Raw genomic sequence first — 11,963 nt, forward strand, 5'->3', positions numbered from 1 at the left:
GAGGTATCCTTCAACATGGCTAAAGGGTTCCGCCAGGCCAGCAGGGCCGCCGGAATATTGTGCTCTCGTCCCGTCATCATTGCCGTGGTACTGACGTTGATGGTGGTGGTGATGTGGGGCCAGAGCATGCTGGGTCGATGGCCAACCGCGTTACTGATGGTGATTCTTGGCGCAACTGCGGGCATCATGCTATCTCGCAAGCGTCAGGTGTCACATCATCAGCATACGCAGGAGGCGGTCATGCAGACGAGTATGGTTGGCCTCTCGACCAGCAAGGGACTTCCCGTCAGTGATCAGCGCTTTCGAGAGCTGTTGGAAAGTCTGCCGCGCGTCGCCGTTCAGGGCTATGACAGCCAGCGCCGCGTCATCTACTGGAACGAGGCCAGCGAGCGGCTATACGGCTATAGCGAGCAGGAAGCTCGCGGACGATGCCTGGAAACTCTGGTGATCCCGGAGACGATGGCAGATGTCGTGGTGGACGCACACCATGCCTGGGTCTCTCAGGGTATCGAGATCCCCTCCAGTGAACTTGAGCTCAAGCACAAGTCAGGCGCCCCCGTGCCTGTCTTTTCCCACCATGTGATGCTGGGAGAGCGCACTGACAACCCGCTGATGTTCTGTATCGACATCGATCTGGCGGGTGAGCGCAAGGTCCAGCGTGATCTGGATTACATGACGCGTTTCGACCCCCTGACGGAGCTGCCCAATCGCCAGACCTTCGAGAGCGAACTCGGCGAGGCGCTCAGTGAATGTCAGCGTCATGACGACACCCTGATGGTGCTGTTTCTCGATATCGATCATTTCACCGAGATCAATGACACCCTCGGTTACGAGATGGGTGACCGCGTCATCCGTAGCGTGGCCAAGCGTCTGCAGGGCTTCCAGCGCAATCAGGATCTGCTCTCGCGCTTTGGTGGCGATGAATTCGTGCTGGCGATGCCACGACTGGATTACGAGAGTGATGCCCTGTCGGTGGTCGAGAGCATTCGTCAGGACTTCCAGCGACCCTTCGAGATCGAAGGGCGCCAGTTGCTGCTGCGCCTGAGTATCGGCATCAGCCTGTATCCCGAGAATGGGAGCGAGGCGGCCGAGCTGGTGCGCAATGCCGATGTCGCCAAGCATCGTGCCAAGCTGGCCGGGCGCGATGGCTATCAGTTCTTCAATCAGGAAGTCCGCAACGAGATGCTGCATCAGCACCATCTGGCCGGACGCCTGCAGGCGCTGTTGAATCAGGATGGCGGTGGGGAATTGTCGCTGCATTATCAGCCGCAGGTGGCGGCGCGCAGTGAGCGCATCGAATCCTTCGAGGCGCTGCTGCGCTGGCATTCTCCCGAGGGCTATATTCCGCCCTCCGATTTCGTGAAGGTCGCCGAGCGCACCAATCTGATCGAGCGTCTGGGAGACTGGGTCATCCGCCAGGCGTGTCGTCAGCAGGCCGAATGGCGCGCCATGGGGCTGAAAGGCTACCGGATCGACATCAACATCTCCGGACGCCAGGCCATCAGCTCGGATGTCTTCACCCGCCTTGAGGCCTATGTCGAGGAATACGGACTGACACCGCGGGACATCGGTATCGAGCTGACCGAGAACGTGTTGATCGATGCCGACATCAAGGTACGCGACAGCCTGCGGGCGCTCTACGACCGTGGCTACAAGATCGCCATCGATGACTTCGGCACCGGCTATTCCTCGATGAGCTATCTCAAGTTGTTGCCCGTGACGGCGCTCAAGATAGATCGCTCCTTCGTGATCGAGTGCGCCCAGGAGCCCAAGGACCGCGCCATCATGGAGGCTACGGTCTTCCTTGGGCATCGCCTCGGGCTGGAGGTGGTCGCGGAAGGGGTCGAGAACGAACAGCAGCTGGAGTTGCTGCGCGAGATGCGTTGTGACCTGATTCAGGGCTATTACTTCTACAAGCCGATGGCGGCCACGGATATTCAGCGTCTGTTACTCGGCGGCAACAATCCGCCGAATCGCGCCTCGGGGGCCCTCGCCTCGGACAAGGGTGCTGCAGCCCCTGGCTGTCACTGATACCGGTCGGCCATGCGAGCGATTGATGGTGCTTCTCCAGCAAAGGTCTGTTGCTGTTTGGGCCCTTTTTTGTTCGCGGACTAAAAGATATGATGCTGACAGTTGAAACGCGTCAGGCCGTCACCCTTCATCTCGAGTCTTCCATCTCGGATAAGGACTGGCCACCTGACGTGAAGTCTTCGAGTCGAGCCAGCCATGGCTCCTCGATCATTTCTGCCGAGGGTGGCTGCGTCGTTCAATGCGCAGGGTTGTTCGCCCATCCTCGCTTCCAGCCTGCGTTGCAGGTTGCGATGGTTCCTTGAGCGGATTCACGATCTTTCCGGCGCTATCCTCTGGATACATGTCCGGGCAAGCCAGTCCTTGTGACTGGCTTTTTTTATGCCTGTCACAAAGTGTGGCTAGTGGGGCGGTGCCGTCGCCAGCTCCCGGGCGAGCCATTCGCCCAGCGCCTCGGCATGCGGGTGGCGAGCACGAGCGCGGCCGACCTGCGGCAAGGTCAGCGTCAGGCATGCCTCGGTCTCGACGAAGCCCCAGGGGGCGACGAGGCGCTTGCTGCGAAGGTCTTCCTCCACCAGATAGTCCGGCGCGATGCCGACGCCCAGCCCGACCAGTGTCGCCTCGAGCAGGTAGTTGAGGTGCTCGAAGCCTTGCGCGTAATCAAGCCCCTCACTGGATAGCCCCTGGCGTGAGCACCAATCCGGCCAGGCTTGCGGGCGCGATCGGGTATGCAGCAGGGGCAGGCCAAGCAGAACCTCGGGGGGAGGGGGGCTGGATGCCTCGCTCAGCCACTCGCTGTCGGGCCGCAGGACGGGCCCGATGCGCTCGGTGCCCAGCACGCGCGTCTCCTGATGCTCGGCGTCGTCAAAGGGCGGCGTCTGGAAGCGCAGGACACCGTCCACGCCATTGCGCAGCCCTTCGTTGTCATCACTGGCGGTCAGGTGCAGCTCGAGTTCCGGCAGGGCGTCCTTGAGTGCCCCCAGCCGCGGAATGAACCAGCGTGCCAGAAACGACCCCGGGCAGCTCAGCACGAAGGGCGCCCGCGCATCACTGCGTGCCAGTGCACCGCACACGCGTGCCAGACCGCCAAGGTGATGACGGGTCGCGGTCGCCAGCTCACGGCCGGCCTGTGTCAGCGTCAGGCCACGCCCGGCGCGATCGAACAGGCGTGTGCCGAGTGCGTCTTCCAGCTGGCGGATCTGACGGCTGACGGCCCCGTGGGTCACATGCAGTTCCTCTGCGGCGCGCGAGGCGCTCTCATGGCGAGCTGCCACATCGAAGGTGCGCAGGGCATTGAGGGGAGGCAGTAGCTCGGTGCGCTCCATGGTGTGTCTCCTGAGCAAGTGCTGGGCGAGTGCTGGACGTGTCATTGGCATGGAAAGAGTGGCTGCGCGGCAATGACCGTCTCGACCATGTGTGAGATTTTCTCACACATCTTGGCGAATTTATCGTTTTTCTTCCAGTGCCTGCAGCGCTAGGATGATCACCATATCGCTGGCCCCGCAGATGCCTTGCGCAGTATGTGAGACCAGCCACTGACACGATTCGAGGAGTTCAGCATGAGCCAGACGACTGCTACCCCCAGCCTGCGCCAAGGGCCTGATGCCAAGGGTTTCTTCGGTGATTTCGGCGGCCGCTTCGTTGCCGAGACGCTGATGCCATTGATCCTGCACCTGCAGCGCGAGTATGAAGCCGCCAAGCAGGACCCGGCATTCGCCGAGGAGCTGGCTGGCCTGTCCGCGGACTATGTCGGCCGCCAGAGCCCGCTGTATTTCGCCGAGCGCCTGACCGAGCAGCTGGGCGGCGCCAAGATCTATCTCAAGCGTGAAGACCTGATGCATACCGGGGCTCACAAGATCAACAATGCGCTGGGCCAGGTACTGCTCGCTCGCCGCATGGGCAAGCAGCGCATCATCGCCGAGACCGGTGCCGGCATGCACGGTGTGGCGACTGCCACCGTGGCGGCGCGTTTCGGGCTGGACTGCGTGATCTACATGGGCTCCACCGATATCCATCGTCAGCAGCCCAATGTGCAGCGCATGCAGCTGCTGGGCGCCAAGGTCGTGCCTGTCACCGCCGGTGATGGCACGCTGAAGGACGCCATGAACGAGGCGCTGCGTGACTGGGTCACCAACGTCGATGACACCTTCTACATCATCGGTACCGTGGCCGGGCCGCACCCATATCCGCAGCTGGTGCGTGACTTCCAGTCCATCATCGGTCAGGAAACCCGCGTGCAGCTGCAGGAGAAGGAAGGGCGTCTGCCGGATTCGCTGGTCGCCTGCATCGGCGGCGGTTCCAATGCCATGGGCCTGTTCCACCCGTTCCTCGATGAGGAAAGCGTCGAGATCATCGGTGTCGAAGCCGCTGGTGAAGGCCTTGAGACTCCGCGTCATGCCGCCAGCCTCAAGGGCGGCCTGCCGGGCGTACTGCATGGCAACCGCACCTTCCTGCTGCAGGATGAAGAAGGTCAGATCGGCGATGCGCACTCCATCTCCGCCGGTCTCGACTATCCGGGTATCGGTCCGGAACACGCATGGTTGCATGACATCAAGCGTGCCGAATATGTCGCCGCGACCGACCAGGAAGCGCTGGACGCCTTCAAGATGCTGTGCCGTCTGGAAGGCATCATTCCGGCGCTGGAGTCCTCCCATGCGCTGGCGGAAGTCATCAAGCGTGCACCGGGCCTGCCGAAGGACCACCTGATGGTGGTCAACCTGAGCGGCCGTGGTGACAAGGACATGGCCACCGTGACTCATCACCTGGCCGACGAACTGGGCCTGAACCCTGACGGCGAGTAAGCCCGGGTCTGTCACGTGTTGCCCGGCGTCAGAATCGTCAGTCGCTGATCGAGTCTGAGCGCCCCATGCCTTCTTCGCCTGCAGCTGTCATCGATGCCTGTAGGCCAGCAAATTCGGAGTCTATTGATGAGCACTTCCGCTATCGACACTACTGCCAGCAGCCGTCTTGACCGTCGCTTCGCTGCCGTGCGCGCCGAGAATCGTGCCGCGCTGGTGACCTACATCACTGCGGGCGACCCCGGCTACGATGCCAGCCTCGCGACCTTCCTCGGCATGGCGGACGCCGGCGCCGATGTCATCGAGCTGGGCATGCCGTTCACGGACCCGATGGCCGATGGTCTGGCCATTCAGCATGCTACCCAGCGTGCCCTGAAGGCCGGCCAGACCATGGACCGCACCCTGGCGATGGTCAGCGAGTTCCGCAAGCGCGATCAGGACACTCCCATCGTGCTGATGGGCTACTACAACCCGATCTATCGTCGTGGCGTGAGCCGTTTTCTCGAGCAGGCGAGCGAGGCCGGCGTCGACGGCCTGATCGTCGTCGATCTGCCGCCGGAGCACGATGACGAGCTGTGCGTCCCGGCCAGCGAAGCGGGCATCAGCTTCATTCGCCTCGCTACACCGACCACTGACAGCGAGCGCCTGCCGGGTGTGCTGGCCAACACCTCGGGCTTCCTCTACTACGTCTCCAGCAATGGCGTGACCGGCGGCGCGGCACCGACTGCCGAGAAGGTCGAGGCCGAGGTCGGTCGCATTCGTGAGCATACCGATATTCCGGTCGCGGTCGGCTTCGGTATCCGTACCGCTGAACAGGCGGCACGGATCGGGCGTTTCTCCGACGGTGTGGTAGTCGGTTCTGCCTTGATCGACCTGCAGGCCAATGCCGAGACGCCGGAGCAGGGTACTCAAGCCGTGCACGCCCTGACCCGTGAGCTGGCTGATGCCCTGAAGACCGCACGTCAGTGATCGCTGGTTAGCGGTCAGCATGCCCCTCGCAGGGGCGGTAGTTAGTTAGATAGATAGACAGCAACGCCTCGAACCCTGTTCGGGGCGTTGCTGTTTGCGGGGCACGCGCTATTGGCACGACGCGGCGTGTCACGTCCATCGCCTCGTTCTTGCTCTCGCTCTTGCTTTCATTCTTGTGAAGCACGCGATGGCAGGATCTGAGACAACCAGTGTGCTATCCGCCCACGTACCTGCTCACTGTCGTGCCATTGCAGCAGCAGGTGGGGCGCCTCGGGCAGGTAATGAATCTCGAGCGTATCGCGTGAGGCGCTCGGCCAGTCGCTGACCAGCCGCTCGATGGCCACCCGGGGCACGGTCTTGTCGCGATCACCGTGCAACAGCAGGGTGGGCGGCAGTCGTGTGTCAGCAGAAAGTGCTGCGATGTCATCGCTGGCATGATCCGTGAAGCGAATCAGGCCGTAATAGGCATCAAGGCGCACGGAATGCACGACGCGGGAATCCTCGGCCAATCGCCTGGCGGCCGCGGGCTTGAGTTCTCCTTCGGGGTACCTGCGTGGTACCTCCACGCTGGTCGCGGGGATCAGGTGCGCCGCCGTCCAGAGCCCTGCGTTGTGCAGATAGCGCCAGCGGATACCGCCGCGGACGCCCGGGGCGGCGAGCAGGCTGCCATCGATCGACAGCGCCGGGTGCTGGGCGAGGGCATTGAGTATCACCGAGCCGCCCATGCTTTCGCCCGCCACGATCAAGGGGAGGTCCGGGTGGCGCTGGCGCAGTACCGTGATGGCGTCCACCAGGTCCTCGACCAGCAACGGGGTCTCCGGCCATCGCCCTTGCTGGCTGGACTCCCCGAAACCGCGTTGGTCATAGGCGTAGGTCACGATGCCTTGTCCGGCCAGCCACGGGCCCAGATCGGCATATGCCAGGCGGAAGTCGCCGTAGCTGTGCAGGCCAAGCAGCATGGCGCGTTGAGGGGTTGCCTGCGCAGGTTGCCAGGACTCCCATGTCAGCGACGTGGCGTCGCGGGTCACGAGATGGGGTGAGGCGGAGGATTCATCAAGGTAAGGGGCCTGGTGGATGTCATTGGCCGCAAGGTAGTGCGGCCCGCATCCCGAAAGCAGCATGCAGAGTGTGACTGACACAAAGGGCAGCAGAGCGTTCAAGGAGTGGCTCTCCGTGGCGAATGGCGTGATGTGTGTACTACGCCCGACGCTGCCGAGTGGATCATGCTGTCAGGGCATCTGAAATGTGAGCGCTGTCAGTGTTGTGGGAGTGAACGCGCTCGATTCAAAGCCTGAGCGGCGCTCGAGAGTCGAATCATGATCGACGCCAGTGCCGATCGAATGACGCTGGACTCATATTCAACGCATCGCAGTGGGTTAATATTACTGATACATAGGCCGCATACTGGTGCCGAGGATCCGGCACGCTGGTGCTGGTAATTCTCCGAGTCCTGCACAAGGCTCGGCATGTCATCCAGCCAGGATCGCAGAGGAGTCTGCTGAGGATACGCCAGTGAGTGACACCACATCGTTTGGCACCATGCCGAGCACTTCCCGGCCCGCCAATGGCCAGGAAGCCGAAGGCTTGCTGAATCAGCTGCTGGATCACACCAGCAACGGCGTCTGTTGCTACGACCTCGAAGGGCGCATTCGCTGGGTCAACCCCGCTTTTGAGCAGCTTCTCGGCTATCGAGAGCAGCAGGTGGTCGGCAAGGTGCCCAGTGAATTCCTGATGGGGCCGGCATCCGATCTGCTGGTCATCACCCGATTGCGTGAACAGCGCCGCCGCGGCGAACCCAGCGATGAGGAGCTGGTGCATTACGACAGCAATGGCCAACCACTGCGATTGCGGCTGCGCTGCATTCCGCTCAAGGATTCCAGGGGGCGGGTGGAAGGGTATCTGGGGCTGCAGACGGACATTACCCAGATGCACCGAGCCTTAATGTTGAGCCACTCCCAGCTTGAGCTGCTGGAAGCCGTGGCGGCAGGTCAGTCTCTGGACAAGACATTGCGAGACCTGTGCCTGACCATCGAAGGCGCCGCGGTTCAGGTTCGCTCCTCGTTGCTGCTGCTGGATGATGTGGGCCGCACCATCGTGGCAGGGCAGGGGCCCAGCCTGCCGGCAAGCTTCATGCTGTTCACCCGTGGCTTGAAGATCGGGGAAGGCGTGGGCACCTGTGGGACGGCGATGTGGCGGCGCAAGCCGGTCATGACGCCTTCCATCGCGCAGGAACCTGCCTGGGAGGGCTTCCGTGAGCATCCGCATGCGTTGGGGCTGGATGCCTGCCTGTCGATGCCGATTCTCGATGGCGAGGATAACCCCCTGGGCAGCTTTGCCTTCTATGCCGAGACAGGCGAGGTCTTCGATGCGACTCACCATGGCTTGCTCGAAGTGGCGGTCAAGGTAGCCAGGCTGGCGATCGAACGCTATCGACGTGACCAGCAACTGACGCATCAGGCCTTGCACGATTCGTTGACCGGCTTGCCCAACCGGCGTCTCGTGCGTCGTCATCTCTGTGAGCTGGCGGAGCAGGCCCAGCCCGGCGAGATGGGCGCGCTGATGTTTCTGGATCTCGATCACTTCAAGCGTCTCAACGATATCCTCGGACACGATGCCGGTGACCTGGCACTCAAGCAGGTCGCCTCGCGTCTGGCAGAGATGCTGGGCCCGCAGGACTTCCTCGCGCGCCATGGGGGAGACGAGTTCATCGTGCTGCTGGCACCGAGAGCCGGTGGGCCGCGCGAAGCGGCTAGCCGAGCGCGCCAGGTGGCGGAGCAGATGCTGGAGCGACTGCAGGAGCCGCTGGAGCTTGAAGGGCGAACGCATCAGTTGACCGGCTCGTTGGGCATCACGCTCTATCCGCGTCACGAGGAAGGCTATGGCGCCTGCCCTCAGCAAGTGTTGCCGGCTGGCAAGGCGGAGCATGACGAGATCGATAGAGAAGAGGGCGATGCCTGGAGTCACCTCCTGCATCAAGCGGATATCGCGCTCTATGAGAGCAAGGGGGCCGGGCGTGCACGGCTGTGTTTCTTCGCGCCCGAGATGCGCCAGCGCATCATCGATGCCGCCCGGATGGAACACGCGTTGCGTGAGGCCGTGTCTCGCCAGCAGCTGAGTGTCCACCTCCAGCCGCAATTTTCCCTGCCCGAAAGTGGTGAGCCGCAATTGTGTGGCGCCGAGGCATTGCTGCGTTGGCATGACCCGCAGCTGGGGATGGTCTCGCCAGCGACCTTCATCCCCATCGCGGAGGAGTCCGGACTGATTCTCGAGCTGGGGCATTGGGTGCTGGAACAGGTCTGTCGCGAGCTTGCCGCCATGACCGCCCGAGGCTATGCGCTACCGATGGCGGTCAATGTCAGTCAGGTGCAGTTCCGTAGTAGCGAGTTCGTGCCGCAGGTCACCAGGCTATTGGCGCAACATGACTTCGCGCCTGAGCTCTTGCGTATGGAAATCACCGAGAGCCTGGCGACGGATGATGAAGCGGCAATGCTCGAGAAGATTGACCAGCTGGCAGCCTTGGGCCTGAGCTTCTCGATTGATGACTTCGGCATCGGCTACTCGAACCTATCGCGTTTGCGTCGTATGCCGCTCAAGGAGCTGAAGATAGATCGCAGCTTCATCAATGACCTGTCTCATGAGGAATCGCCAGACACGCGTACCACAGGCAACGAGATCGTGCGTGCCATGTTGATGATGGCGCGCGCTCTGTCACTCGATGTCGTGGCGGAAGGCGTGGAAGAGACGGAGCAGCTCGAAGTCTTGCGGCGCATGGGCTGCGAGCGAGTCCAGGGTTACCTGCTGGGGCGCCCGCGTCCGATGGCAGAGGTGATTGGCGATGCGGAGGCCCGGTTGTCAAAAGGATAGGGAAGGCATGTTCATGAGGCTGTCTCAGCCAGCCAGAGGGCATGGCACCGAAATCAGGCGTCGAGCTTGCTCTCAGGATATTGATCCAGTGGCTGAAGCATGTGGCTGATGACAGGGGGCGTGATGCTGACGGCGCAGCAATCGTCGGGTTTATCTCGCCACTTCAATGGCTTATACTTCCGCTCGCTACGCCCCCTTAGCTCAGCTGGATAGAGCGGCCCCCTCCTAAGGGGCAGGTCGCAGGTTCGACTCCTGCAGGGGGCGCCAAGTCCCTCTTTTCCCTGCTTTACCCTCCTCTTATATTCTCGTAACTCCTTGTTTTACCTTTATTGTGTTCGTAATACTGTATATTTATACATGTATCCACTCTAGAGGCCCGTGTATGGTGTGGTGTATGGTGAGGTTCCACCATACATGGGCACCATACATGAAGCGTGATGCTATCAAGCGGCGACCGCTTGCAGACACCGTGTTGTCTACCCTCGAGCCAGAAGCGCGTGAGTATCGTGAGGCCTATGGCCTGGACCGTCTCTACTTCGTCGTGTCGCCAACTGGCCGCAAGCGCTGGGAGGTTCGCTACAAACACCCGATCACCCAAAAGTGGTCGTTCATGGGAGTAGGGGGTTACCCGGACACCAAGGCCAAGAAAGCGCGAGCTCAAGCTATTCAGATTGCCGAACTGGTAGCCGACGGCATTGACCCCCGGGAGCACCTTAGAGGGGGCGGTGGTGTCCGGACCTTTGGGGTTGTCGCGGAGCAGTGGTACGAGCACAAGCAGATGCAGGGGAGATCGGCCAAGACGCTGACCAAGATGAGGCATTGGCTCGATAATGATGCGTTGCCTGCACTGGGAGATATAGCAGTTGCTGATGTGTCACGGGCTGACTGCGTGCGCGTTCAGAAAGGCATTGAGGCCCGCAAGGCTTTCAATATTGCCGAGAAGTCCCGGGCTTTTCTGCGCCGGATCTTCGACTTCGCCATTGCTCACGGCTATTGCGAGAACAACCCGGCTTCGAACCTGCTGGACGTTGCGGCGCCGGCACCTGTCTCCAAGCCTCGTCCTCATCTACTGGAAGAAGATCTCCCAGACTTTCTGCGTGCGCTGCGTATGACAACCAGCCGCCGGTCTACTCGCTTGGCTGCCTGGATGGTCGTGTGGACGGCATCGCGACCAGGCATGGTGCGATGGATGGAATGGAGCGAGATCAAGGGCAAGTCGTGGCACATCCCCGCGGAGAAAATGAAGATGCGCCGCGATCATGTCGTGCCATTGTGCCGCCAAGCACTGCAAGCGCTTGAAGAGATGCGTCCTCTCTCTGGACGATCTAGGTATGTATTCACTGGGGAGGGGGCAAAGCTACCTGTCCTGTCGGATGCTGCGATCAATCGCTGCTTCTCGAATGCAGGATATAAGGAGAGGATGACGGGGCATGGAGCCCGCCACACGGCCAAGACGCTGCTGAGTGAGCATGGGTGGCCGTTACAGTGGACGGAGATGCAGCTTGCGCACAAGCCGATCGGGTTGGAGGGCGTGTACAACCAGGCGTCGTACCTTGAGCAGAGGCGGAAGATGATGCAGTGGTATGCCGACTACCTTGAGGCATTGGAAGTCGGCATGACCAAGGCCAAGCGGGACAAGTTCAAGCGTCGTCAGCGGGACGTAACTGCGTAGCCCATTGGCTCATCCATGCTTCAATCTCATGCTCGTACCAATAGTTGGTCGATGCCCGGCCAATGCCATCCTTGATGGGGCGCGGGAAGTTGGGGTCTTTTACCAGCAGCTTCTCGAGTGATGAGCGGCTGCGGCCTATCTTCTCGCAGACTTCACGGGTGCGGAGGAAGCGCAGCGGCTGGTGTGTGGCTGTGTCTGTCATGATCATCTCCTGTCTAGTCACCTTGATAACGGCCCGAGCTGTAGCCCAGGGCCTGCTCTTCTTGCGCGGCGGCATGATTGGCCATCGCGTCTTGCACACCGGGCACCTGCATCACTAAGGTGTACTTGCGGCGCCAGTGATCTCGTCGTTGGCTGATCATCACGATCAGGTCTTCCAGTGGCAGTGCTTCACCATCTTCTGCGGCGTACCCGGTACCGTGACAATGGACACATGGGGAGGTATGGAAGACGCCTTGAAATGTGCCGCTGCCACCGCATTGCGGGCATGGTCCATGCGCTGGCGGCTCCCACGTTGCTTGCGATACTTGACGCATAGACTCCCCTGATATCCGGATTTCACTAGATATTTAACTCATCTTGATATTCAAATAGAGAGCTGGTGTGACGGTTTACTTAATACTATTGGGCTA

At 61.3% G+C, this 11,963-nt stretch carries 9 protein-coding genes and 1 tRNA gene; 6 read left to right on the plus strand and 4 right to left on the minus strand.

Annotated features, from left to right (window positions below):
- Positions 1-240: 240 nt before the first annotated feature.
- Positions 241-2,031 carry an EAL domain-containing protein gene (locus QD280_RS00900; protein ID WP_279838020.1) on the plus strand — a complete coding sequence of 597 codons (1,791 nt, stop codon included), beginning with the start codon at positions 241-243 and terminating at the stop codon, positions 2,029-2,031.
- A gap of 398 nt (positions 2,032-2,429) precedes the next feature.
- On the opposite strand, the gene QD280_RS00905 is transcribed toward QD280_RS00900, so the two are convergent.
- Positions 2,430-3,353, minus strand: coding sequence for a LysR family transcriptional regulator (locus tag QD280_RS00905; protein WP_192838491.1), 924 nt, complete (start codon positions 3,351-3,353; stop codon positions 2,430-2,432).
- A 234-nt stretch (positions 3,354-3,587) separates the two neighbouring features.
- On the opposite strand from QD280_RS00905, the gene trpB reads away from it, so the two are divergent.
- Both trpB and trpA read left to right on the plus strand, forming a co-directional pair.
- Complete coding sequence (trpB, locus tag QD280_RS00910) at positions 3,588-4,829, plus strand: tryptophan synthase subunit beta (RefSeq protein ID WP_054554923.1); 1,242 nt, start codon at positions 3,588-3,590, stop codon at positions 4,827-4,829.
- Between the two features lie 126 nt (positions 4,830-4,955).
- On the plus strand, positions 4,956-5,795 hold the full coding sequence (gene trpA / locus QD280_RS00915; protein WP_107335249.1) for a tryptophan synthase subunit alpha: 840 nt from the start codon (positions 4,956-4,958) through the stop codon (positions 5,793-5,795).
- Between the two features lie 167 nt (positions 5,796-5,962).
- Here the strand turns inward: trpA and QD280_RS00920 are convergent, their stop codons facing one another.
- Positions 5,963-6,754, minus strand: a complete 792-nt coding sequence (locus QD280_RS00920) for an alpha/beta fold hydrolase (RefSeq protein ID WP_279838021.1) — start codon at positions 6,752-6,754, stop codon at positions 5,963-5,965.
- A 553-nt stretch (positions 6,755-7,307) separates the two neighbouring features.
- Between QD280_RS00920 and QD280_RS00925 the strand changes: the two genes are divergently transcribed.
- From QD280_RS00925 to QD280_RS00935, 3 genes are all read left to right on the plus strand, one after another.
- Entirely contained in the window at positions 7,308-9,659 is a 2,352-nt protein-coding gene (locus tag QD280_RS00925; RefSeq protein ID WP_279838023.1) for an EAL domain-containing protein, read from the plus strand.
- A gap of 190 nt (positions 9,660-9,849) precedes the next feature.
- Positions 9,850-9,926 (plus strand) — tRNA-Arg (locus QD280_RS00930).
- A 160-nt stretch (positions 9,927-10,086) separates the two neighbouring features.
- Positions 10,087-11,331 carry a tyrosine-type recombinase/integrase gene (locus QD280_RS00935; protein WP_279838024.1) on the plus strand — a complete coding sequence of 415 codons (1,245 nt, stop codon included), beginning with the start codon at positions 10,087-10,089 and terminating at the stop codon, positions 11,329-11,331.
- Here QD280_RS00935 and QD280_RS00940 read toward each other — a convergent pair.
- A complete protein-coding gene (locus QD280_RS00940) occupies positions 11,300-11,533 on the minus strand; it encodes an AlpA family phage regulatory protein (protein WP_279838026.1) in 234 nt (77 codons plus the stop codon). The genes QD280_RS00935 and QD280_RS00940 overlap by 32 nt on opposite strands.
- 13 nt (positions 11,534-11,546) lie before the next feature.
- Positions 11,547-11,696 carry a hypothetical protein gene (locus QD280_RS00945; RefSeq protein ID WP_160317839.1) on the minus strand — a complete coding sequence of 50 codons (150 nt, stop codon included), beginning with the start codon at positions 11,694-11,696 and terminating at the stop codon, positions 11,547-11,549.
- Between the last annotated feature and the right edge of the window lie 267 nt (positions 11,697-11,963).

The organism is Cobetia sp. 1AS1 (assembly GCF_029846435.1).
Taxonomy (GTDB): Bacteria; Pseudomonadota; Gammaproteobacteria; order Pseudomonadales; family Halomonadaceae; genus Cobetia; species Cobetia amphilecti.

Coding starts and splice junctions, on each gene's coding strand:
- QD280_RS00900 (WP_279838020.1), top strand. CDS start 241: ATGCAGACGAGTATGGTTGGCCTCTCGACCAGCAAGGGACTTCCCGTC.
- QD280_RS00905 (WP_192838491.1), bottom strand. CDS start 3,353: ATGGAGCGCACCGAGCTACTGCCTCCCCTCAATGCCCTGCGCACCTTC.
- trpB (WP_054554923.1), top strand. CDS start 3,588: ATGAGCCAGACGACTGCTACCCCCAGCCTGCGCCAAGGGCCTGATGCC.
- trpA (WP_107335249.1), top strand. CDS start 4,956: ATGAGCACTTCCGCTATCGACACTACTGCCAGCAGCCGTCTTGACCGT.
- QD280_RS00920 (WP_279838021.1), bottom strand. CDS start 6,754: ATGCTGCTTGGCCTGCACAGCTACGGCGACTTCCGCCTGGCATATGCC.
- QD280_RS00935 (WP_279838024.1), top strand. CDS start 10,087: ATGAAGCGTGATGCTATCAAGCGGCGACCGCTTGCAGACACCGTGTTG.
- QD280_RS00940 (WP_279838026.1), bottom strand. CDS start 11,533: ATGACAGACACAGCCACACACCAGCCGCTGCGCTTCCTCCGCACCCGT.